Raw genomic sequence first — 22,654 nt, forward strand, 5'->3', positions numbered from 1 at the left:
TCCGGGTGACGCTCCGTCAACGGGTGCGGGCGTTCACCCCGAGCTCTCGACCGCGCTCGGACAGCGAGGCGCCCCCATCGCTCCCCGACCCTCCCAGTGACGGTGGACAGTGGATGCGCATCACCTGACCCGCCACTCGAAGGAGTGAACCCCGGAGGTGAGTTGAGGGGCAAGTTCCGCCGCCTCTCGCGGCGGTCCCGGGCGGCACGCCGGTTGGACGTCTGCGGCGGGCGGTGGCAATATTCGCCGCCACGCCTTCCCGGAGTACTGCATTCCCTCCCAAATCAGGCGCCTCACCTGCGCGGCTTCGGTGATCCCATGACCGGCGGAGGCCTTTCGCGGCCCTCGTGGAGGGCTCGTGCAGACTGGCTGGATGCGTACGGAGCTGGTGTCGGAGCCCGGTGATCCCGGCCGCCCCAACGAGGACTTCGCGAGCGTCGGACTTCCGGCCTCCGGACAGGGCGGTTCACTCGTGCTGCTGGACGGGGTGACACCGCCGGGGGACGGCGGCGGGTGTCTGCATTCCGTGCCCTGGTTCACCGCGCGGCTGGGCGGGGCGCTGACCGAACTGACCGTTTCCCTCCCGGATGTGCCGCTGGCCGAGCTGCTGTCCCGGGCCCTCGCGCGTACCGCCGCCGGCCACGCGGCAACCTGTGACCTTTCTCACCCCCGTACGCCGCAGGCGACGGTGGTGCTGGCCCGCTGGTCACCGGCCTCGGTGGACTACCTGGTGCTCTCCGACTCGGCCCTGCTCGTCGAGTCCCCCGACGGGGCGGTCACCCCGTTCCTGGACGACCGGCTGGACCGGCTGCCCCGCTCGGCCCTGGCCTCTCACACCCTGGTGGACACCACGCTGCGCAACAAGGAGGGGGGCTTCTTCACGGCGGCGGCGGATCCCTCGGTGGCCTCCCGCGCGGTCACCGGTTCGCTGCCGCGCGGCGAGGTGCGCGCCCTGGCCGCCCTGACGGACGGCGCGGCACGCTGGGTGGAGAGGTTCCACGAGGGCGACTGGGCGGACTGCCTCGCCCTGGTCCGCGAGGAGGGCGCCCGGTCCCTGGTGGAGCGCGTACGGACCCTGGAACGGGCGGAGGCGGACCGGGTGCCGCCGCTCCGCGGCAAGACGCACGACGACGCGACGGTGGTCTACGCCGAGCTGTCACCCCGTCAGCGGTACTCCGGTACTCCGTACGGGGTCAGCTCTCCATGCCCCGGTTGAGCTGGTTCAGCAGCCGGGCGAGTTCCGTGACCTCGGCGGGGTCCCAGTCGGCGAGCCGGCCGGCGTAGCGGGCGCGGCGGGCCGCGCGGACCCTGCGGACCCGTGCGTGGCCCTCCTCCGTGAGGGTGATCAGCCAGGCCCTGCCGTCGGCGGGGTCCGGCTCGCGGGCGACGAGACCGAGCTCCTCCAGCGCGCGCAGCTGGCGCGACATCGTGGCCTTGCCGACGCCGATGTAGGCGGCCAGCTCGGTGGCCCGCTGCCGGCCGCACTCATCCAGACGGACCAGCAGCCCGTACGCGGACGGCTCCAGGTCGGGGTGGACCGCGCGGGCCATCTCTCCCTGGCTGGCCCGGGCGCGCCGCAGCAGCACCGTCAACTCGCGTTCCAGTGCGAGGAATCCGGGCTGGTCCACACCCGGCGCGGGCTCCGGGGAGGCGGCGCGTTCCTCACCGCGGTGTCCTTGTTCGTGCACGTCTGTCCCTGCTTCGGTTTTCCGGTCCTGGACGTCTTCCGCCAAGTGGCGACGCCGCCGCGGCTCCACCAGTATTTCGCAGGCGTAGACCAACGGCGGCCGGGGGCGCCTCCCACGCCCTTCGGGCGGCGGGGGAGGTCACCCCGCCCCCGCCGTGGTCCACGTGCGCGCTTTCCCCACCAGGCGATTCATGGCATGCCCACTACATGGGACGTGGGTCACATTCCGGGTTCGCCCCACACCGACCTTTCGGAGATGCGTCATGCCTGTGCACAGATCCGGCCTCCCCCGCATACGCGCACTCGCGACCGCCGGCGCGGTCCTGCTCGCGCTGGTCTCCCTCCCCCGTACGGCCGCCGCGGCCGAATCCGCTCCCGGCGCCCCTCCGCGCGGCTCCGCCCGCATGGGCGCGGGCGTGCTCGCCCACGACGGCCGCGGCGGACTCCCCTCCGTCCGCGCCGCCCGGACGGAGGGCGTGGACGTCTCCAGTCACCAGGGCGACGTCGCCTGGACGACCCTGTGGAACAGCGGCGTCCGCTGGGCCTACACCAAGGCCACGGAGGGGACGTACTACACCAACCCGTACCACTCCCAGCAGTACGGCGGTTCCTACGACGTCGGCATGGTCCGCGGCTCCTACCACTTCGGCACGCCCGACACGGCGAGCGGCTCCGCCCAGGCCGACTACTTCGTCGACCGCGGCGGCGGCTGGTCCGCGGACGGCCGGACCCTGCCGGGCGTGCTCGACATCGAGTGGAACCCGTACGGCGACGCCTGCTACGGCAAGTCGCCGAGCGCGATGGTGAGCTGGATCCGCGACTTCCTGGACCAGTACCGGTACCGCACCGGCCGCAACGCCGTCCTCTACACGGCCACCAGCTGGTGGAGGCAGTGCACCGGCGACTACGCCGGCTTCGCCGCCACCACCCCGCTGTGGATCGCCCGGTACGCCTCCACCGTGGGCGAGCTGCCCGCCGGCTGGGACACGTACACGATGTGGCAGTACACCTCGACCGGGCCGACCGTCGGGGACCACAACCTCTTCAACGGCACCCCGGACGGGGTACGGGCCTTCGCGCTGGGCTGACCGGCCGGCCCCGGACGCGGACGCGGTGAGGGCCCGGGCCTCCCTCACGGGACCCGGGCCCTCCCTCATCCGGCCGTCTCCGTCACGCGGCGACCGGAACCTCGGGCGCCGCCCCGTTCGTCGCCGGCGACAGCGCCAGTTCCAGGACCTGGCGGACGTCGGTGACGGCGTGGACGTCGAGCTTGTCCAGCACCTCCGCCGGAACGTCGTCCAGGTCGGGCTCGTTGCGCTTGGGGATGATCACGGTGGTGATCCCCGCGCGGTGCGCGGCGAGCAGCTTCTGCTTCACCCCGCCGATCGGCAGCACCCGCCCGGTCAGCGAGACCTCACCGGTCATCGCCACGTCGGTGCGGACCAGCCGGCCGGAGAGCAGCGAGGCCAGGGCGGTGGTCATGGTGACGCCCGCGCTCGGGCCGTCCTTGGGCACCGCGCCCGCCGGGAAGTGGATGTGCACGCCCCGGTCCTTCAGGTCGCCCACCGGGAGCTCCAGCTCGGCGCCGTGGCTGCGCAGGAAGCTCAGCGCGATCTGCGCGGACTCCTTCATCACGTCACCCAGCTGGCCGGTCAGGGTCAGTCCCGCGGCGCCCGTCTCCGGGTCGGCCAGGGAGGCCTCCACGTAGAGGACGTCCCCGCCGGCGCCGGTCACCGCGAGGCCGGTGGCGACACCGGGGACGGCGGTGCGGCGCTCGGCCGGGTCCTGGGCGGACTCGGGCACGTGGTGCGGCCGGCCGATCAGGTCCCGCAGGTCGCCGTCGGTCACGGTGAAGGGCAGCTCCCGCTCGCCCAGTTCGTGCTGGGCGGCGATCTTGCGCAGCAGCCGCGCGACGGACCGTTCCAGGGTGCGCACGCCCGCCTCGCGCGTGTACTCGCCGGCCAGCTTGCGCAGCGCGCCCTCGTCGATCGTCACCTCGTCCCCGTCCAGTCCGGCGCGCTCCAGCTGGCGCGGGAGCAGGTGGTCGCGGGCGATGACGACCTTCTCGTCCTCGGTGTAGCCGTCGAGGCGGACCAGCTCCATGCGGTCGAGCAGGGCCTCCGGGATGGCCTCCAGGACGTTGGCCGTCGCGAGGAACACCACGTCGGACAGGTCGAGCTCGACCTCCAGGTAGTGGTCCCGGAAGGTGTGGTTCTGCGCCGGGTCGAGGACCTCGAGCAGCGCCGCGGCCGGGTCGCCGCGGAAGTCGGAGCCGACCTTGTCGATCTCGTCGAGGAGGACGACCGGGTTCATCGAGCCGGCCTCCTTGATCGCCCGCACGATCCGGCCGGGCAGCGCGCCGACGTACGTACGGCGGTGGCCGCGGATCTCGGCCTCGTCGCGGACGCCGCCGAGGGCGACGCGGACGAACTTGCGGCCCATCGCGTGGGCGACGGACTCGCCGAGGGAGGTCTTGCCGACGCCGGGCGGGCCGACCAGGGCGAGCACGGCACCGCCGCGCCGGCCGCCGACGACGCCGAGCCCCCGGTCGCTGCGCCGCTTGCGCACCGCCAGGTACTCGGTGATCCGCTCCTTCACGTCCTGCAGGCCCGCGTGCTCGGCGTCCAGTACGGCGCGGGCGCCCTGGATGTCGTAGGCGTCCTCGGTGCGCTCGTTCCACGGCATCTCCAGGACCGTGTCGAGCCAGGTGCGGATCCAGGAGCCCTCGGGCGACTGATCGGAGGCACGCTCCAGCTTGTCGACCTCCTTGAGCGCGGCCTCGCGGACCTTCTCGGGGAGATCGGCCGCCTCCACGCGGGCGCGGTAGTCGTCGGATTCCTCGCCCTCCTTCTCGCCGTTGAGCTCGCGCAGCTCCTTGCGGACCGCTTCGAGCTGGCGGCGCAGCAGGAACTCGCGCTGCTGCTTGTCGACGCCCTCCTGGACGTCCTTGGCGATGGTCTCGGCGACGTCCTGCTCGGCGAGGTGGTCGCGCAGCTGCTGGGTGGCGAGCTTGAGCCGGGCCACCGGGTCGGTGGTCTCCAGCAGGGCGACCTTCTGCTCGGTGGTCAGGAACGGCGAGTAGCCGGAGTTGTCGGCGAGCGCGGAGACGTCGTCGATGGCCTGGACCCGGTCGACGACCTGCCAGGCGCCGCGCTTGCGCAGCCAGGCGGTGGCGAGCGCCTTGTACTCCTTCACCAGCTCGGTCACGTGGCCCGGCAGCGGCTCGGGCACGGTCTCGTCGATGCGCGTGCCCTCCACCCACAGCGCCGCGCCCGGCCCGGTGGTCCCGGCGCCGATCCGCACGCGGCCCCGGCCGCGGATCAGGGCGCCCGGATCGCCGTCGGCCAGCCTGCCGACCTGCTCGATCGTGCCCAGTACGCCGGTACCGGCGTAGGTCCCGTCGACGCGTGGCACCAGGAGCACCCGGGGCTTGCCCGGTTCGTCGCGGGCGGCGGCCTGGGCGGCCTCCACCGCGGCGCGCACCTCGGAGTCACTCAGGTCCAGCGGAACCACCATCCCGGGCAGGACGACCTCGTCGTCGAGCGGCAGCACGGGCAGGGCGAGTGGTGTGGACTCAGCAGCCATGATCTCCCCTTCGGCAGTCAAGTTGAGCTATGCCGACTCAATGCTCGTGAGCCGCCGAATGTTCCCGAAGCCGCGTTCGCTCTGAGCGATCACTTCCCGGGGGTGCGGAAGGGCATGACCGCCGCGTGGAGGGAGCTGCCAGGATGAACGCATGTCCACCCCGTACGACATTCCCGAACCCCCCGAAGTCCTGGACCGCCGCGAGGGTCCGTACGGCGAGGTCGTGCTGCGCCGGCACGGCGGCCTGCTGCAGATCATCGCCAACGGCTGCTTCCTGATGGACACCTCCGACGGCCGTTCGGAGCGGCGCCTCGTCGACGCCGCCCTCGCGGCCCTCGACCCGCGCGCGGCGGCCCCGCACGTCCTGATCGGCGGTCTCGGGGTCGGCTTCTCGCTCGCACACGCCGCCGGACAGCCCCGCTGGGGACGGATCGCCGTGGTGGAACGCGAACCGGCGATCATCGAATGGCACCGCGCGAGGCCGCTGTCCGGGCTCTCCGCCGAGGCCCTCGCCGACCCGCGCACGGAGATCGTCGAGACGGACCTCGTCCGTTACCTCGATGAGACATCGGACACGTTCGACGCGCTCTGCCTCGACATCGACAACGGACCCGACTGGACCGTCACCGAGGGCAACGACGGCCTCTACTCGCCGTCCGGACTGGCTTCCTGCGCAAGGGTGTTGAGGCCGCTCGGGGTGCTCGCCGTGTGGTCGGCCAAGCCCTCCCCGGAGTTCGAGGAAACCTTGCGGAATGCCGGGTTCCAACAGGTGCGTACCGAAGAGATCCCCGTTGCCCGGGGCGTTCCGGACGTCGTGCACATCGGCGTCCGCCCTGGATAGCAAAGGCGCGGTGACTCCCCGTACGCTGCTGCCCTGACGCGGATCACCCAAGCGTCAATCGCAGTGATGCGCAGACGACGGATCACCCCACGGATTCCGGAAAAAGCACACCTCAGGGGCGGGCGATGGAGCAGACACAGACCTCCCACAACGGCACGGCCACGACCACCCCCGGCGCCCAGCGCAGGGTCCTGGTGGTGGAGGACGACGCGACGATCGTGGACGCCATCGCGACGCGCCTGCGCGCCGAGGGATTCCTGGTGCAAACGGCGGGCGACGGTCCGTCCGCGGTCGACACGGCGGAGGCCTGGCAGCCCGACCTGCTGATCCTCGACATCATGCTGCCCGGCTTCGACGGCCTGGAGGTCTGCCGGCGCGTGCAGGCCCAGCGGCCGGTGCCGGTGCTGATGCTCACCGCGCGCGACGACGAGACGGACATGCTGGTCGGACTGGGCGTCGGCGCCGACGACTACATGACCAAGCCCTTCTCCATGCGGGAGCTGGCGGCCCGCGTGCACGTGCTGCTGCGCCGCATGGAGCGGGCGGCCCTCGCGGCGACGACCCCGCGCAGCGGCATCCTGCGCCTGGGCGAGCTGGAGATCGACCACGCGCAGCGCAGGGTGCGGGTGCGCAGCGAGGACGTCCACCTGACCCCCACCGAGTTCGACCTCCTGGTGTGCCTGGCGAACACCCCCCGCGCGGTGCTCTCCCGTGAGCAGCTGCTGGCCGAGGTGTGGGACTGGGCGGACGCCTCCGGCACCCGCACGGTCGACAGCCACATCAAGGCGCTGCGCCGGAAGATCGGCGCCGAGCGCATCCGCACCGTGCACGGCGTGGGGTACGCCCTGGAGACGCCGACGCCATGAGCGACGGACCGGCCGGACGCGGAGGCCCCGGGGCGCGGCAGCCCTGGGGCGGTGTACGCCCGTTCTCGATCCAGACCAAGCTGGGTGCGCTGGTCGTCGTCTCGGTCCTGATCACCACGGGCCTTTCGGTGATCGCCGTGCACACCAAGACGGAGCTGCGCTTCATCACGATCTTCTCGATGATCGCGACGCTGCTCCTCACGCAGTTCGTGGCGCACTCGCTCACCGCTCCGCTGGACGACATGAACGCCGTGGCCCGCTCCATCTCGCACGGCGACTACACCCGCCGGGTGCGCGAGAACCGCCGGGACGAGCTCGGCGACCTGGCCCAGACGATCAACGTCATGGCCGACGAGCTGGAGGCCCAGGACCTCCGGCGCAAGGAACTGGTCGCCAACGTCTCGCACGAACTGCGCACGCCCATCGCGGGCCTGCGCGCGGTGCTGGAGAACATCGTCGACGGTGTCACGCAGGCCGATCCCGAGACGATGCGCACGGCCCTGAAGCAGACCGAGCGCCTCGGACGCCTCGTGGAGACGCTCCTCGACCTGTCCCGCCTGGACAACGGCGTGGTCCCGCTGAAGAAGCGGCGGTTCGAGGTGTGGCCGTACCTGTCCGGCGTGCTGAAGGAGGCCAACATGGTCGCCTCCGCCCGCGCGGGCATGGCCTCCGGGTCGGGCGGCCACACCCGTACGGACGTCCATCTGCACCTCGACGTGTCGCCGCCGGAGCTCGTCGCGCACGCCGATCCCGAACGCATCCACCAGGTCGTCGCCAACCTGATCGACAACGCGGTCAAGCACAGCCCGCCGCACGGCCGGGTGACGGTCCGGGCGCGGCGCGGGGACCGGCCGGAGTCGCTGGAGCTGGAGGTGCTGGACGAGGGGCCCGGCATTCCGCGGGCCGAGTGGCACCGCGTCTTCGAGCGGTTCAACCGGGGCAACGTCAACCGGCCGCACGGTCCGGGCAGCGACGGAGGCACCGGTCTCGGCCTGGCGATCGCCCGCTGGGCCGTCGATCTGCACGGCGGCCGGATCCGCGTGGCCGAATCCGAGCGGGGCTGCCGGATGCTCATCACCCTTCCGGGAGCATCCTCCACACCAAGTTGACGTAAAGTTCGAAGCGGAGCCGCACGATCCGTCCGTGTTCGCGCTGACGGACACGTGTGATCAGGCAGAGGCCCGCGCGAACTGCGCGCCGGGGCCCGCCGGGGCGATCCCTGGCATGGGCCGAAGAATCGAAACCAGGGTTGTTTCCCGCCATTTCCAGCGCCGAAACACCCGCCGTGATGTGACTTACGCGACGATGAACGGGCCCGGCCTGACCTTCTCGCTCTCGGGGGCGTAGCCTTTATTTCCGCTGTCCATCATCTTGCGAAGCGGAAGAGGGCGGTTGACGCCGTGTCGCCACAGTCCCCCAGTAACTCGAGCATCTCGACCGACACCGACCAAGCGGGCAAGAACCCCGCTGCGGCCTTCGGTGCCAACGAATGGCTCGTCGACGAGATCTACCAGCAGTACCTCCAGGACCCGAACTCGGTGGACCGAGCCTGGTGGGACTTCTTCGCCGACTACAAGCCGGGCGCGCCTGCGACCTCGGCTCCGGCGGGTACCGCGGCCGCGGGGGCCGCGGGAACCACCACCACCCCGGTCCAGCCGGCCGCTCCGGCCCGGCCCGCCGCGCCCGCTCCCGCGGCCGCGCAGCCCGCCGCCGCACAGCCGGCCGCCGCACAGCCCGCCGCCCCGGCGCAGGCTCCGGCTCCCGCCCCTGCGAAGGCCGCCGCGCCCGCCGCCAAGCCGGCCGCCGCGAAGCCGAAGGCGGAGCCCGCCGGCGAGGCGAAGACCGGCCCCGAGCAGGTGACCCTGCGCGGCCCGTCCGCCGCCGTGGCGAAGAACATGGACGCCTCCCTGGAGCTGCCCACGGCCACGTCCGTGCGCGCGGTCCCGGTGAAGCTGCTGTTCGACAACCGCATCGTCATCAACAACCACCTCAAGCGGGCCCGGGGCGGGAAGATCTCCTTCACGCACCTCATCGGCTACGCGATGGTGCAGGCCATCAAGGCCATGCCGGCGATGAACCACTCGTTCGCCAAGGTGGACGGCAAGCCGACCCTGGTGAAGCCGGAGCACGTCAACCTCGGTCTGGCCATCGACCTGGTGAAGCCCAACGGCGACCGCCAGCTCGTCGTCGCGGCCATCAAGAAGGCCGAGACGCTGAACTTCTTCGAGTTCTGGCAGGCCTACGAGGACATCGTCCGTCGCGCCCGCGACAACAAGCTGACGATGGACGACTTCACCGGCGTCACGGTCTCCCTGACCAACCCCGGCGGCCTCGGCACCGTCCACTCCGTGCCGCGCCTGATGCCCGGCCAGTCGGTGATCATGGGCGTCGGCTCCATGGACTACCCGGCGGAGTTCCAGGGCACCTCCCAGGACACCCTGAACAAGCTCGGCATCTCCAAGGTCATGACGCTCACGTCGACCTACGACCACCGGGTGATCCAGGGCGCCGCCTCCGGCGAGTTCCTGCGCGCGGTCGCCAACCTCCTGCTCGGCGAGAACGGCTTCTACGACGAGATCTTCGAGGCGCTGCGCATCCCCTACGAGCCGGTCCGCTGGCTCAAGGACATCGACGCCTCCCACGACGACGACGTCACCAAGGCCGCCCGCGTCTTCGAGCTGATCCACTCCTACCGGGTCCGCGGCCACGTCATGGCCGACACCGACCCGCTGGAGTACCGCCAGCGCAAGCACCCCGACCTGGACATCGTCGAGCACGGCCTCACCCTGTGGGACCTGGAGCGCGAGTTCGCCGTCGGCGGCTTCGCCGGCAAGTCCCTGATGAAGCTGCGCGACATCCTCGGCGTGCTGCGCGACTCGTACTGCCGCACCACCGGCGTCGAGTTCATGCACATCCAGGACCCCAAGCAGCGCAAGTGGATCCAGGACCGCATCGAGCGCTCGCACACCAAGCCGGAGCGCGAGGAGCAGCTGCGCATCCTGCGCCGGCTGAACGCGGCGGAGGCCTTCGAGACCTTCCTGCAGACGAAGTACGTCGGCCAGAAGCGCTTCTCCCTGGAGGGCGGCGAGTCCGTCATCCCGCTGCTCGACGCGGTGCTGGACTCGGCCGCCGAGTCCCGCCTGGACGAGGTCGTCATCGGCATGGCCCACCGCGGCCGGCTGAACGTGCTGGCGAACATCGTCGGCAAGTCGTACGCGCAGATCTTCCGCGAGTTCGAGGGCAACCTCGACCCGAAGTCGATGCACGGCTCCGGCGACGTGAAGTACCACCTGGGCGCCGAGGGCACCTTCACCGGCCTGGACGGCGAGCAGATCAAGGTCTCGCTGGTCGCCAACCCCTCGCACCTGGAGGCGGTGGACCCGGTCCTGGAGGGCGTCGCCCGCGCCAAGCAGGACATCATCGGCAAGGGCGGCACGGACTTCACCGTCCTGCCGGTGGCGATCCACGGCGACGCGGCCTTCGCGGGCCAGGGCGTGGTGGCCGAGACCCTGAACATGTCGCAGCTGCGCGGCTACCGCACCGGCGGCACGGTCCACGTCGTCATCAACAACCAGGTCGGCTTCACCGCCGCCCCGGAGTCATCGCGTTCCTCCATGTACGCGACGGACGTGGCCCGCATGATCGAGGCCCCGATCTTCCACGTGAACGGCGACGACCCGGAGGCCGTGGTCCGCGTCGCGCGGCTCGCCTTCGAGTTCCGCCAGGCGTTCAACAAGGACGTGGTGATCGACCTCATCTGCTACCGCCGCCGCGGTCACAACGAGTCGGACAACCCGGCCTTCACCCAGCCGCTGATGTACGACCTGATCGACAAGAAGCGCTCGGTGCGCAAGCTGTACACCGAGTCCCTCATCGGTCGCGGCGACATCACCCTGGAAGAGGCCGAGCAGGCGCTGCAGGACTACCAGGGCCAGCTGGAGAAGGTCTTCACGGAGGTCCGCGAGGCCACCTCGCAGCCGGCCTCGGTCGAGTCCGCGGACCCGCAGGCGGAGTTCCCGGTCGCCGTGAACACCGCGGTGACCACGGAGACCGTCAAGCGGATCGCCGAGTCCCAGGTGAACATCCCCGACCACATCACCGTCCACCCGCGTCTGCTGCCGCAGCTGCAGCGCCGGGCGACGATGGTCGAGGACGGCACGATCGACTGGGGCATGGGCGAGACCCTCGCCTTCGGCTCGCTGCTCCTCGAGGGCGTCCCGGTGCGGCTCGCCGGCCAGGACTCCCAGCGCGGCACCTTCGGCCAGCGCCACGCGGTCATCATCGACCGCAGCACGGGCGAGGAGTACACGCCGCTGCAGTACCTCTCCGAGGACCAGGCACGGCTGAACGTCTACAACTCCCTGCTGTCCGAGTACGCGGCGATGGGCTTCGAGTACGGCTACTCGCTGGCCCGCCCCGACGCGCTCGTGCTGTGGGAGGCGCAGTTCGGCGACTTCGTCAACGGCGCGCAGACGGTCGTGGACGAGTTCATCTCCTCGGCCGAGCAGAAGTGGAACCAGACCTCCGGTGTGGTCCTGCTCCTCCCGCACGGCTACGAGGGCCAGGGCCCGGACCACTCCTCGGCCCGCCCGGAGCGGTTCCTGCAGCTCTGCGCCCAGAACAACATGACGGTCGCGATGCCGACCTCGCCGTCGAACTACTTCCACCTCCTGCGGTGGCAGGTGCACAACCCGCACCACAAGCCGCTGGTCGTCTTCACCCCGAAGTCGATGCTGCGCCTGAAGGCCGCGGCCTCGAAGGCGGAGGAGTTCACCACGGGCCAGTTCCGCCCGGTCATCGGCGACGCCTCGGTCGACCCGGCCGCGGTCAAGAAGGTCGTCTTCACCGCCGGCAAGGTCTACTACGACCTGGAGGCCGAGCGGCAGAAGCGCGGCGCGACGGACACGGCGATCATCCGCATCGAGCGCCTGTACCCGCTGCCGGGTGCGGAGCTCCAGGCGGAGATCAAGAAGTACCCGAACGCCGAGAAGTACCTGTGGGCCCAGGAGGAGCCGGCGAACCAGGGTGCCTGGCCGTTCATCGCGCTCAACCTGATCGACCACCTCGACCTGGCGGTCGGCGCCGACCTCCCGCACGCCGAGCGCCTGCGCCGCATCTCGCGGCCGCACGGCTCGTCCCCGGCGGTCGGCTCCGCGAAGCGCCACCAGGCCGAGCAGGAGCAGCTAGTGCGCGAGGTCTTCGAGGCGTAACCGGCGGCAGTACGCGCACGGGTCGCACCCCTCTCACGGGGGGTGCGGCCCGCCCGTTTTCCCGCACCTATCCTTGTCCCCATGTACTTCACGGACCGTGGCATCGAGGAACTGGAGAAGCGGCGCGGGGAGGAGGAGGTCACCTTCGAGTGGCTGGCCGAGCAGCTGCGCACGTTCGTCGACCTCAACCCCGACTTCGAGGTCCCGGTGGAACGCCTGGCCACCTGGCTGGCCCGCCTGGACGACGAGGACGAGGAGTAACCCCCACGCGGCTGCCCACAGGCAGCCGCGTGCCGCGTTCCCACGACCAACCGCGCACCGCACACTCCCCCGGCCAATCGTGCCGCCCCACCACCCCACGGGCAGCCCCACCACCCCACGGGCAGCCGCGCACCACGTTCCCACGGGCAGTCACGCCACCCCGCCGCTCCCGCGAGCAGTCGTGCCGCCCCCGCCGCTCCCGTGAACAACCGCGCCACCCCCGCCGCTCCCGCGGGCAGTCGTGCCTCCCCCAGTACCTTAAAGGCCTGGGAGGTGCCCCCAGGGCGGCACGGGTGGGCGATGGGGGTACCTCCCGCTCGAGCGAAGCCGCGAGTGGGGGAGGCACCCCGCAAGCGCCGGGCTGCGCAACCCCACCCCCGGCCCACACCCACACGGGGAACCCGTACCGCGCCGGGCCGCGCGCCCCACCCCCACCCAGCACCAGCACCGTGCACCAGCACGCCACCAAGCCGACCGTTCACCAGAACGAGTGCCTTGACTTTCCCCTGCCGCGATATATCGTAAATCGCGTAAGACGCGATATGCCGCGTCGCCATCGAGCGCCGAGCGCCATGCGCCGAGCAGGAGGCCCCACCATGCCCGAGTGGACCGTCGCGCAACCCACGAAGCTCACCTTCGACACCCCCGTCACCGACCTGCACGTCCGCATCGTCAACGGCACGGTGAACATCGTCGGCACCGACGACCCCACCGCCCACCTCCAGGTCTCCGAGATCGAGGGCCCGCCCCTGGTGGTCACCCAGCAGGACGGCACCCTCACGGTCGCCTACGACGACCTCCCCTGGAAGGGCTTCCTCAAATGGCTGGACCGCAAGGGCTGGCGCCGCAGCGCCGTGGTCTCCCTCGCCGTCCCGGCCCGCACCCGGATCGAGGTGGGCGTGGTCGGCGCCGGCGCCGTGGTCTCCGGCGTCCAGGGCTCCGTCTCGGTGAAGGGCGTCGCCGGCGACACCACCCTGGTCGCCCTCTCCGGCCCGGTCCGCGCGGAGACCGTGTCCGGGAACGTGGAGGCCCAGTCCGTCACCGGCGACCTCCGCTTCGCCTCCGTCTCCGGCGACCTCACCGTCGTCGAGGGCTCCGGCCCCTCCGTGCGCGCGGACACGGTCGGCGGATCCATGATCCTGGACCTCGACCCCGGTGGCCCCACCGACGTCAAGCTGACCAGCGTCTCGGGCGAGATAGCCATCCGCCTGCCGGACCCCGCGGACGCGGACGTCGAGGCGAACACGGCGAGCGGCGCCATCTCCAACGCCTTCGACGGCCTCCGGGTCCAGGGCATGTGGGGCGCCCACAAACTCACCGGCCGTCTGGGCACCGGCAGCGGCAGGCTGCGCGCCACCACCGTCTCCGGCTCCATCGCCCTGCTGCGCCGCCCGGCCGGGGAGCACGAGCCCGAACCACCGGCCGCCTCGGGAGACAATGCCGGTACGACCGACAAGAAGGTGCTCTGACATGCCCCCCGTCTTCGCCCACGGACGCCTCCGCCTCTACCTGCTGAAGCTGCTGGACGAGGCCCCGCGCCACGGCTACGAGGTGATCCGCCTGCTGGAGGAGCGCTTCCAGGGGCTGTACGCGCCCTCGGCGGGCACGGTCTACCCGCGCCTGGCCAAGCTGGAGGCGGAGGGCCTGGTCACCCACACCACCGAGGGCGGCCGCAAGGTGTACTCCATCACCGACGCCGGCCGCGCGGAACTGGCCGACCGCAGCGGTGAGCTGGCCGATCTGGAGCTGGAGATCCGGGAGTCGGTCGCCGAGCTGGCCGCCGAGATCCGCGCCGACGTCAGCGGCGCGGCGGGCGATCTGCGCCGCGAGATGCGGGCCGCGGCGGGCAAGGCCCGCCAGAGCCGTACGGGCGGGGCGGGCGCCGGGGAGGAAGGCGCCTTCGGCGACTTCGGGGTCTTCGGCGACAAGGACGCCTGGCAGGCGGCCAAGGAGGAGATGCGCCGCGCCAAGCAGGAGTGGAAGGAACAGGCCCGCCGCGCCAAGGACGAGAGCCGCCGCTCCCGGGAGGAGGCCCAGCGTGCCCGCCGCCAGGCCAAGGAGGCCCAGGACAGGGCGCAGGAGGAGGTGCAGCGCATCGTGCGCCAGGTCCAGGAGCAGGTGCAGGGCCACTTCGCGCGGGGCGACTGGCCGACGGGGCTGCGCGAGGGCCTGGGTGAACTGGCCAAGGAGATGAGCGGGTTCGGCAAGGACTTCGCCTTCGGCCGCACCGGCGCGGGAGCCTCCGGCAAGACCTCGGAGCCGTCGTACTCGGAGACGCCCGAGGACTTCCCCGCCGACTACACCCCGGCCTGGGCGCACGAGGACGCCTCGGACTCCACCGGCGACCCGGCCCGTGACCTGGACCGCCTGCTGGACCGCTTCCGGGACGACATCCGCGACGCGGCCCGCGACCACGGGGTCACCCCGGACCAGCTCCGCGACGCCCGCCGCCACCTGTCCACGGCAGCGGCCCACATCGGGGTGATCCTGCGCGCCCCGAAGCGGTAGGCCTCCTGCCCCAGCCGGACACGACCGGCCCCGCACCGGCCCACCCGGCCCACCGGAACACCTCGGAGACCCGGCGAGACCCGACGGTGGCCGCAAGACCGACCCACCCACCCGAGCCCGACCGAAACCCTCCGGCCCCGGACCAGCACCCGGACTCCGGCACACCCCGACCCAACGGAACACCCCGGGCCCGGCAAGACCCAGCCGCGGCCGCAGGACCAGTGCACCCACCCGAGCCCGACCGAAACCCTCCGGCCTCGCCCACCGGGACGATCCCGGCCCAACGGGGATGCCCGGGCCCGACCGGGCCGGGCCGGGACCACGCCGGCGTCAGCCCGCCTTGGCCTCGCCGCCCCCGTGGAGGACCCGGGTCACGGACTCGTACGTCACGCCGTGGTCGGCGAGGACCTCGGCGGGGACGCCGGGGCGGGTGGTGAGGGCGAGCAGAAGGTGCTCGTCGCCGATGCGGCGGTCGCGCAGGGCGGTGGCGGCGCGCAGGGCGCCCGTGAGGACGTCCTTGGCCGCGCGGTCGAAGGGCCGGTGTCCCGACCTGCGGCCCCCGGCCTTCCGGTCGCCGGACATCGCCCCGGCCCCGTGCACCTCCTCCACCCGGGCCACGATCTCCGGCACGTCGATGCCGAGCCCGGCGAGGGCGTCGGTCTCGGCCTGCGTCAGCCCGGCCCGCCGCCGGGCCTCCCCCAGCGCCGCCCGCACCGACTCCCGCCGCTCACCGGCGCCGAGGGCGGCCAGCACGAACGAGGCCCGGCTCCCTTCCCGGTCGAGCAGGGCCAGCAGCAGATGCTCGGCGCCGACCCGCTCGGCCCCCGTCTCCTCCGCGTGCCCGACCGCCCCCTTCACCACGTCACGGGCGTCCTTCGTGAACCGCTCGAACATCAATGCCTCCCGTACTTCTTGTGCACGGCCTGCCTGCTGACCCCGAGTTCGGTGGCGATCTCCTGCCACGACCAGCCCTGGTTGCGCGCGTTGCGCACCTGCACGGTCTCCAGTTGCTCCAGCAGCCGGCGCAGGGCGGCGACGGCCCGCAGGCCGACCCGTGGGTCGCGATCGCCCGCCCGCTCGGCGAGGTCGGTTGCCTCAGTCATGATGTCAACGTACGTTGACATCCCCTTGCCGTCAACCCTGGTTGACATGCCGACGGCCGGCCCGGAGACCCGGACCGGCCGTCGAAGCGAACCCCGCCCCTCAGGGATTGGTGAGCACGATCTTGCCGAACTGCCCGCCGGACTCCATCCGTTCGAAGCCCTCCCGGGCACGGTCCATGGGCAGCACCTCGTCGATGACGGGACGCACCCCCGTGGCGGCGCAGAAGGAGAGCAGGTCCTCCAGCTCGTCCTTGGTGCCCATGGTCGACCCGACGACCTTGAGCTCCAGGAAGAAGATCCGGGTCAGCTCGGCGTGCGAGGGCCGGTCACCACTGGTGGCACCGGAGATGACCAGCGTGCCGCCGGGCCGCAGCGACTTCACCGAGTGGGACCAGGTGGCCGCCCCCACGGTCTCGATCACCGCGTCGACCCGCTGCGGCAGCCGCGCCCCGGTCTCCACGGCCTCCACGGCCCCGAGCTCCAGCGCCCGCTTGCGCTTGGCCTCGTCCCGGCTGGTGGCGAAGACCCGCAGCCCCGCCGCCTTGCCGAGCACGATCGCGGCGGTGGCGACACCGCCCCCGGCGCCCTGCACCAGTACGGAGTCCCCGGGGCGGACCCCGGCGTTGGTGAACAGCATCCGGTACGCGGTCAGCCAGGCGGTCGGCAGACAGGCGGCCTCCTCGAAGGAGAGCTCCTTCGGCTTGGGCAGGACGTTCCAGGTGGGCACGGCGACCCGCTCGGCGAACGTGCCCTGGTAGCGCTCGGTGAGGATGGACCGGGGCTCGCGGGGACCCACCCCGTGGCCGCTCTGTCCGATCACCGAGTGCAGGACGACCTCGTTGCCGTCCTCGTCGACGCCGGCGGCGTCGCAGCCGAGGATCATCGGCAGCTTGTCCTCGGCGAGGCCCACGCCCCGCAGGGACCAGAGGTCATGATGGTTGAGGGAGGCGGCCTTGACCGTGACGGTGCTCCAGCCGGGCCGGGACTCGGGAGCGGGACGCTCTCCCGCCTCCAGGCCCGCGAGCGGCTGGTCGCGGTCGATTCGGGCGGCGTAGACGGCGAACATGACCTTGACGATAGGTTCCCCGCCCCGCCGAAGGAACCAGGCCCCACTGTGAGACACGCCCTCTTGCCACCCGGCGGGATCCGCCACCCGGGCGGCCCAAGCCCCGGAAGAAGAAACCGGCCCCGTCCACCCGGGGACGGGGCCGGCCGACGATCCGCGCGCCTCAGCGGCGGGCGACACCCTCCGCACGGGCGGCCGCGGCCACCGCCGCCGTCACCGCGGGGGCGACCCGCTCGTCGAACGGGGACGGGATGACGTAGTCGGCGGCGAGATCGTCACCGACCACCGAGGCCAGCGCCTCGGCCGCCGCCAGCTTCATCCCCTCGGTGATCCGGGAGGCCCGCACCTGGAGCGCGCCGGCGAAGATGCCGGGGAACGCCAGCACGTTGTTGATCTGGTTCGGGAAGTCCGACCGCCCGGTGGCCACGACGGCCGCGTACTTGTGCGCGACCTCCGGGTGCACCTCCGGGTCGGGGTTGGCCATGGCGAAGACGAACGCGCCCTCGGCCATCGACGCCACCGCCGCCTCCGGCACCGTGCCGCCGGAGACCCCGATGAAGACGTCGGCGCCGGCCAGCGCCGACTCCAGCGATCCCGAGAGGCCGGCCTTGTTGGTGAACGACGCCAGCTCCGCCTTGACCGGCGTGAGGTCCGCGCGGTCCCGCGACACGATGCCCTTGCGGTCGGCCACGGCGACGTCGCCGACACCGGCCTCGATCAGCATCTTGGCGATCGCGACACCCGCCGCGCCCGCGCCGGAGATCACGGCCCGCAGCTCACCGAGCGTCCGTCCGCTCAGCCGCGCCGCGTTCCGCAGCGCCGCCAGCGACACGACCGCCGTGCCGTGCTGGTCGTCGTGGAAGACCGGGATGTCCAGCCGCTCCTGCAGCCGCTTCTCGATCTCGAAGCAGCGGGGCGCGGAGATGTCCTCCAGGTTCACCCCGCCGAAGGACGGGGCGAGCCGGACCACGGTCTCGACGATCTCGTCCACGTCGGTGCAGTCCAGGGCGATCGGGACCGCGTCCACGCCGCCGAACTGCTTGAAGAGGATGGCCTTGCCCTCCATCACCGGGAGGGAGGCCTCGGGCCCGATGTCACCGAGCCCCAGCACGGCCGTGCCGTCCGTCACGACGGCGACGACCTGCGACTTCCACGTGTAGTCGTGGACGAGGTCCGGCTGCTCGGCGATCGCGCTGCACACCTTCGCGACGCCGGGCGTGTACGCCAGGGACAGATCGTCCTTGTCACGGATCGGCACGGTGGCCCGCACGGCCATCTTGCCGCCGCGGTGCAGCGCGAACGCCGGGTCGAAGGAGTCGAGGGGCTCGGCCCCGTCGCCCTGCTCCGTACGACCGTTCCGGTGTTCGCTGTCGCTGCGAGGATTGACAATCTCCGCTGCCACTTGGTTTTACCCCTTAAGTGTTCATGGTTTGAGGGTTGCCACTCCTGGTGAGGGGTGGGCGGGACCGCGCACGGCCCGGGGGGTTGATGCGTACGGGCCGAACACGACGGGCGCGCCGCACACGCGCCCTGAGCCCCGGATGAGGGGTGTAAAGAACCTTCTTACCGGACGGACGCCACCGGCGACGAGTCCATAACGCGAAGGTCACATGCCACCGCCCCGCATTGTCACCCGATACAAGGACAAGGGCGACGTCAACCGTCGACAAGCCCGTAATCGGAACAAAAACCACGGCGAACGAGTCCACATCCCGGAATGGACCGGAGATCTTCCGGTCGGAACGAAGGATTCCCGCAGACTGTCCGGTCGGATGTCCTGGAGTGATGCGGTTCGAGTGTCGCCCGTTATCTGATTTTGACATCGCGGGCCCCCTGAATGGCTCAGACCGAATGGCAAGATGCCGTAATCGCACGAGGTCGCGACACTCGAAGACGTGTGTTCTTGTCGACCTGCGGCACTGCCGATACCCGTCGGCAGGGCCCGCCCATCGGCATCTCCACCCATCCGCCGGAGGAACCCACCATGACCGCAAGCACCACCCGTCGTACCACCGCCGCGCGTTCCCGTCTTGCAGCGGCCGGCGCGATCGCGGTCGCAGGCGCGCTGATTCTCACCGGCTGCGGTGACCAGACGGACAAGGGCGACGACGCCGGCACCTCCGAGACGTCCACCGCTCCCCTCGCCGACAAGCTCCCGGACGACATCCGCAAGGCGGGCGTCATCAAGGTGGGCTCGGACATCGCGTACGCCCCGGTCGAGTTCAAGGACGGTTCCGGCAAGACCGTCGGCATCGACCCCGACCTCGCGGACGCCATGGGCAAGCAGCTCGGCGTGAAGTTCGAGTTCGAGAACGGCACCTTCGACACGCTGCTCGGCGGCCTGCGCTCGGACCGGTACGACATCGCCATGTCCGCCATGACCGACACCAAGGACCGCCAGGAGGGTGTCGACTCCGACACGGGCAAGAAGGTCGGCGAGGGCGTCGACTTCGTCGACTACTTCACCGCCGGTGTCTCGATCTACACCAAGAAGGGCGACGACCAGGGCATCAAGACCTGGGCGGACCTGTGCGGCAAGAAGCTGGTCGTCCAGCGCGGCACGGTCTCGCACGACCTGGCCAAGGCCGAGGCGGAGAAGTGCCCGGCGGGCAAGACCATCGCCATCGAGTCCTACGACAACGACCAGCAGGCCCAGACCCGCCTGCGCGCGGGCGGCGCCGACGCCGGCTCCTCCGACTTCCCGGTCGCCGCGTACGCCGTGAAGACCTCCGGTGGCGGCAAGGACTTCCAGCTGGTCGGCGAGCAGGTCGACGCCGCCCCGTACGGCATCGCGGTCGCCAAGGGCGACACCGAGCTGCGGGACGCCCTCAAGGCCGCGCTCGACGCGGTCATCGAGAACGGCGAGTACCAGAAGGTCCTGGAGAAGTGGGGCGTCACGGAGGGCGCCGTCGAGGAAGCCACCGTCAACGGCGGCAAGTGACCGCGCACCGGCGGCGCTGAAAGGCAACACCCGTGACCACTGACATCAACAAGACGGACGGGCCGGCGAACACCCCGCCGGCCGGCCCGGAGGCCATCAAGGCCGTCCCGGTCCGGCACTACGGCCGTTACGTCTCAGCCGTGCTCGCCCTGGGCATCTTCTTCGCGCTCGTCTGGGCCTTCGCGAACGGCGACATCAACTGGGGCGCGATCCCCGACTACTTCTTCAACGACCGCATCCTCACCGGCGTCCGCGAGACGCTCTGGCTGACCTTCCTGTCGATGATCATCGGCATCGTCGGCGGCCTCCTGCTGGCCGTGATGCGGTTGTCCAAGAACCCGGTGACCTCGTCGATCGCCTGGTTCTACATCTGGTTCTTCCGCGGCACCCCGGTACTGGTCCAGCTGTTCGTCTGGTTCAACCTGGGCTTCGTCTTCGAGTACGTCAACCTCGGGCCGATCTACAAGGACGAGTGGTCCCAGTTCATGACGCCGTTCCTGACGGCGCTGCTCGGGCTCGGCCTGAACGAGGCCGCGTACATGGCGGAGATCTGCCGCGCCGGTCTGCTGGCCGTCGACGAGGGCCAGACCGAGGCGGCCCACGCGCTCGGCATGAGCCACTCCAAGACGCTGCGCCGGATCGTCGTCCCGCAGGCGATGCGCGTGATCGTGCCGCCCACGGGCAACGAGGTCATCAACATGCTGAAGACCACCTCGCTCGTCGCGGCGGTCCAGTACTACGAGCTCCTGCGCTACGCCCAGGACATCGGCACGACCTCGGGCGCCACGGTCGAGATGCTGTTCCTCGCCGCGGCCTGGTACCTGATCCTCACCTCCCTGCTCAGCGTGGGCCAGTACTACGTCGAGCGGTACTACGCCCGCGGATCGAGCCGCCAGCTGCCGCCCACCCCGTGGCAGAAGGTCCGCGCCCACCTGACGTCCCTCTCCAGCCGCAAGGGGGTCACGGCATGACGAACGCGATGATCAAGGCGGAGGGCGTGCACAAGTCCTTCGGCCACGTCGAGGTCCTCAAGGGCATCGACCTGGAGGTGAGGACCGGCGAGGTGTTCTGCCTCATCGGCCCCTCCGGCTCCGGCAAGTCCACCTTCCTCAGGTGTATCAACCACCTCGAGAAGATCAACGCCGGACGTCTGTACGTCGACGGGGAGCTGGTCGGCTACCGCCAGAAGGGCGACAAGCTGTACGAGCTCAAGGACAGCGAGGTCGCCCTCAAGCGCCGGGACATCGGCATGGTCTTCCAGCGCTTCAACCTGTTCCCGCACATGACGGCCGTCGAGAACGTCATGGAGGCGCCGGTCCAGGTCAAGGGCGTGAGCAAGGCGCAGGCCAGGGAGCGCGCGATGGGGCTCCTGGAGCGCGTGGGCCTCGGCGACAAGGCCCGGAACTACCCCTCGCAGCTCTCCGGCGGCCAGCAGCAGCGGGTGGCGATCGCGCGGGCGCTCGCGATGGACCCCAAGCTGATGCTCTTCGACGAGCCGACCTCGGCGCTCGACCCGGAGCTGGTCGGTGACGTCCTCGACGTCATGCGCGACCTCGCCGAGTCCGGCATGACGATGGTCGTCGTCACCCACGAGATGGGCTTCGCCCGCGAGGTGGGCGACAGCCTGGTCTTCATGGACGGCGGCGTGGTGGTCGAGTCGGGCAACCCGCGCGACGTCCTGACCGACCCGCAGCACGAGCGCACGAAGGCGTTCCTGTCCAAGGTGCTCTGAACGGACGCGCGAGGGGGCGGTACGGACTTCCGTACCGCCCCCTCGCGTTCCCTCCGGCTACCTCAGAGCCAGCAGCAGGGTGTCCGAGGGCGAGCACCACACCGGCCGCGCCTCCCCGAACCCCTTCTCGCGCAGCACGCGCGCGTGCCAGGCGGCCGGCGGCGTGTCGCCCTCGGCGTGCTCGCCGTAGATCTCGAAGCGGCGGGCCGTCGGTCCGGCGAGGACGGGGTCCTGGGCGGCGAGCCGCCACCACTGGGCCCAGTCGAGGGCGCCTTCCGACTTGGCCTGATCCATGCGGGCGTGGCGCAGGGCGCGCTCGGCGGCGTTGATCCGGGGCGTGGTGTCGTCGATCATGTGGTCCGCGTTCATGAAGACACCGCCGTCGCGGACGAGCCCCGCGATGTGTCCGTAGAGATCCGCGAGGGGTTCCCGGTGCAGCCAGTGGAGGGCGGTCGCGGTCAGTACGGCGTCGTAGGAGTCGTACGGCAGCGCGGCCGGCCACTGGGGATCGGTGAGGTCCGCGGTCACGAACGAGACCCGTCCGTCCCCCGCGAAGGTGCCCTCCGCGATGGCGAGGAGCGCCGGGTCGAGGTCGACGCCGGTGCTGGTGGCGTCCGGGAACCGGTCGAGCAGCCGGGCGGTGATGCTGCCCGTGCCGCAGGCGAGGTCGAGCACGCGCGGCGCGGTGCCGACGAGGGCCTCCACCATGTCGAGCATGACCCGGAAGCGTTCCTCGCGGTCCGGCATGTACCACTCCTGCTGCCGGTCCCAGCTCTCCTGCCAGGCCCGCCAGTCCGCGGCGGCCGTGGTGGTGTCCGCGTCCGTCATGGAGCGCCTCCCTCGCATACGTCCCG

General features: G+C 71.3%; 19 protein-coding genes. 12 read left to right on the forward strand and 7 right to left on the reverse strand.

The window, feature by feature from the left end; translation table 11 throughout:
* The first annotated feature begins 373 nt into the window (after positions 1-373).
* Entirely contained in the window at positions 374-1,216 is an 843-nt protein-coding gene (locus tag ACH5AO_RS12530; RefSeq protein ID WP_398924412.1) for a protein phosphatase 2C domain-containing protein, read from the forward strand.
* Here ACH5AO_RS12530 and ACH5AO_RS12535 read toward each other — a convergent pair.
* Positions 1,194-1,688, reverse strand: a complete 495-nt coding sequence (locus ACH5AO_RS12535) for a MarR family winged helix-turn-helix transcriptional regulator (RefSeq protein WP_398924218.1) — start codon at positions 1,686-1,688, stop codon at positions 1,194-1,196. The two genes, ACH5AO_RS12530 and ACH5AO_RS12535, sit on opposite strands and share 23 nt — an antisense overlap.
* Before the next feature lie 262 nt (positions 1,689-1,950).
* Here ACH5AO_RS12535 and ACH5AO_RS12540 point away from each other — a divergent pair, with 262 nt between their 5' ends.
* On the forward strand, positions 1,951-2,775 hold the full coding sequence (locus ACH5AO_RS12540) for a lysozyme (protein ID WP_398924219.1): 825 nt from the start codon (positions 1,951-1,953) through the stop codon (positions 2,773-2,775).
* 82 nt (positions 2,776-2,857) lie between these two features.
* On the opposite strand, the gene lon is transcribed toward ACH5AO_RS12540, so the two are convergent.
* Positions 2,858-5,272 (reverse strand): endopeptidase La, encoded by a 2,415-nt coding sequence (lon, locus tag ACH5AO_RS12545; protein WP_398924220.1) that lies wholly within the window; start codon positions 5,270-5,272, stop codon positions 2,858-2,860.
* Positions 5,273-5,423: 151 nt separating this feature from the next.
* On the opposite strand from lon, the gene ACH5AO_RS12550 reads away from it, so the two are divergent.
* From ACH5AO_RS12550 to ACH5AO_RS12580, 7 genes are all read left to right on the forward strand, one after another.
* Entirely contained in the window at positions 5,424-6,113 is a 690-nt protein-coding gene (locus ACH5AO_RS12550; RefSeq protein ID WP_398924221.1) for a spermidine synthase, read from the forward strand.
* A gap of 125 nt (positions 6,114-6,238) precedes the next feature.
* Entirely contained in the window at positions 6,239-6,979 is a 741-nt protein-coding gene (locus tag ACH5AO_RS12555; protein WP_028959305.1) for a response regulator transcription factor, read from the forward strand.
* Entirely contained in the window at positions 6,976-8,088 is a 1,113-nt protein-coding gene (locus tag ACH5AO_RS12560) for an ATP-binding protein (protein WP_398924222.1), read from the forward strand. The genes ACH5AO_RS12555 and ACH5AO_RS12560 overlap by 4 nt, the downstream gene beginning before the upstream one ends.
* A gap of 291 nt (positions 8,089-8,379) precedes the next feature.
* On the forward strand, positions 8,380-12,189 hold the full coding sequence (locus ACH5AO_RS12565) for a multifunctional oxoglutarate decarboxylase/oxoglutarate dehydrogenase thiamine pyrophosphate-binding subunit/dihydrolipoyllysine-residue succinyltransferase subunit (protein ID WP_398924223.1): 3,810 nt from the start codon (positions 8,380-8,382) through the stop codon (positions 12,187-12,189).
* An 81-nt stretch (positions 12,190-12,270) separates the two neighbouring features.
* Complete coding sequence (locus ACH5AO_RS12570) at positions 12,271-12,450, forward strand: DUF6104 family protein (RefSeq protein ID WP_023586593.1); 180 nt, start codon at positions 12,271-12,273, stop codon at positions 12,448-12,450.
* Positions 12,451-13,046: 596 nt separating this feature from the next.
* On the forward strand, positions 13,047-13,919 hold the full coding sequence (locus ACH5AO_RS12575; RefSeq protein WP_398924224.1) for a DUF4097 family beta strand repeat-containing protein: 873 nt from the start codon (positions 13,047-13,049) through the stop codon (positions 13,917-13,919).
* A gap of 1 nt (position 13,920) precedes the next feature.
* Entirely contained in the window at positions 13,921-14,958 is a 1,038-nt protein-coding gene (locus ACH5AO_RS12580; protein ID WP_398924225.1) for a helix-turn-helix transcriptional regulator, read from the forward strand.
* A 330-nt stretch (positions 14,959-15,288) separates the two neighbouring features.
* Here the strand turns inward: ACH5AO_RS12580 and ACH5AO_RS12585 are convergent, their stop codons facing one another.
* The 4 genes from ACH5AO_RS12585 to ACH5AO_RS12600 all read right to left on the reverse strand — a co-directional run bounded on the left by ACH5AO_RS12585 (position 15,289) and on the right by ACH5AO_RS12600 (position 18,529).
* Positions 15,289-15,852: a Clp protease N-terminal domain-containing protein gene (locus ACH5AO_RS12585; protein ID WP_398924226.1), complete on the reverse strand. Its 564-nt coding sequence runs from the start codon at positions 15,850-15,852 to the stop codon at positions 15,289-15,291.
* Positions 15,852-16,061 (reverse strand): HTH domain-containing protein, encoded by a 210-nt coding sequence (locus ACH5AO_RS12590; RefSeq protein ID WP_030860301.1) that lies wholly within the window; start codon positions 16,059-16,061, stop codon positions 15,852-15,854. Before ACH5AO_RS12590 ends, ACH5AO_RS12585 begins: the two co-directional genes overlap by 1 nt.
* 100 nt (positions 16,062-16,161) lie before the next feature.
* A complete protein-coding gene (locus tag ACH5AO_RS12595; RefSeq protein ID WP_398924227.1) occupies positions 16,162-17,127 on the reverse strand; it encodes a zinc-binding dehydrogenase in 966 nt (321 codons plus the stop codon).
* Between the two features lie 163 nt (positions 17,128-17,290).
* Positions 17,291-18,529 (reverse strand): NADP-dependent malic enzyme, encoded by a 1,239-nt coding sequence (locus tag ACH5AO_RS12600; RefSeq protein ID WP_398924228.1) that lies wholly within the window; start codon positions 18,527-18,529, stop codon positions 17,291-17,293.
* Between the two features lie 582 nt (positions 18,530-19,111).
* Between ACH5AO_RS12600 and ACH5AO_RS12605 the strand changes: the two genes are divergently transcribed.
* From ACH5AO_RS12605 to ACH5AO_RS12615, 3 genes are read left to right on the forward strand one after another with little or no spacing between them, the layout of a single operon-like run.
* A complete protein-coding gene (locus tag ACH5AO_RS12605; protein ID WP_398924229.1) occupies positions 19,112-20,068 on the forward strand; it encodes an ABC transporter substrate-binding protein in 957 nt (318 codons plus the stop codon).
* A gap of 32 nt (positions 20,069-20,100) precedes the next feature.
* Positions 20,101-21,039, forward strand: a complete 939-nt coding sequence (locus tag ACH5AO_RS12610) for an amino acid ABC transporter permease (protein ID WP_398924230.1) — start codon at positions 20,101-20,103, stop codon at positions 21,037-21,039.
* Positions 21,036-21,800, forward strand: a complete 765-nt coding sequence (locus ACH5AO_RS12615; protein ID WP_398924231.1) for an amino acid ABC transporter ATP-binding protein — start codon at positions 21,036-21,038, stop codon at positions 21,798-21,800. Before ACH5AO_RS12610 ends, ACH5AO_RS12615 begins: the two co-directional genes overlap by 4 nt.
* A gap of 57 nt (positions 21,801-21,857) precedes the next feature.
* Here ACH5AO_RS12615 and ACH5AO_RS12620 read toward each other — a convergent pair whose 3' ends face one another.
* Positions 21,858-22,628: a class I SAM-dependent methyltransferase gene (locus tag ACH5AO_RS12620; RefSeq protein WP_398924232.1), complete on the reverse strand. Its 771-nt coding sequence runs from the start codon at positions 22,626-22,628 to the stop codon at positions 21,858-21,860.
* Between the last annotated feature and the right edge of the window lie 26 nt (positions 22,629-22,654).

Source organism: Streptomyces sp. NPDC018964, assembly GCF_044390325.1.
Classification (GTDB): Bacteria; Actinomycetota; Actinomycetes; order Streptomycetales; family Streptomycetaceae; genus Streptomyces.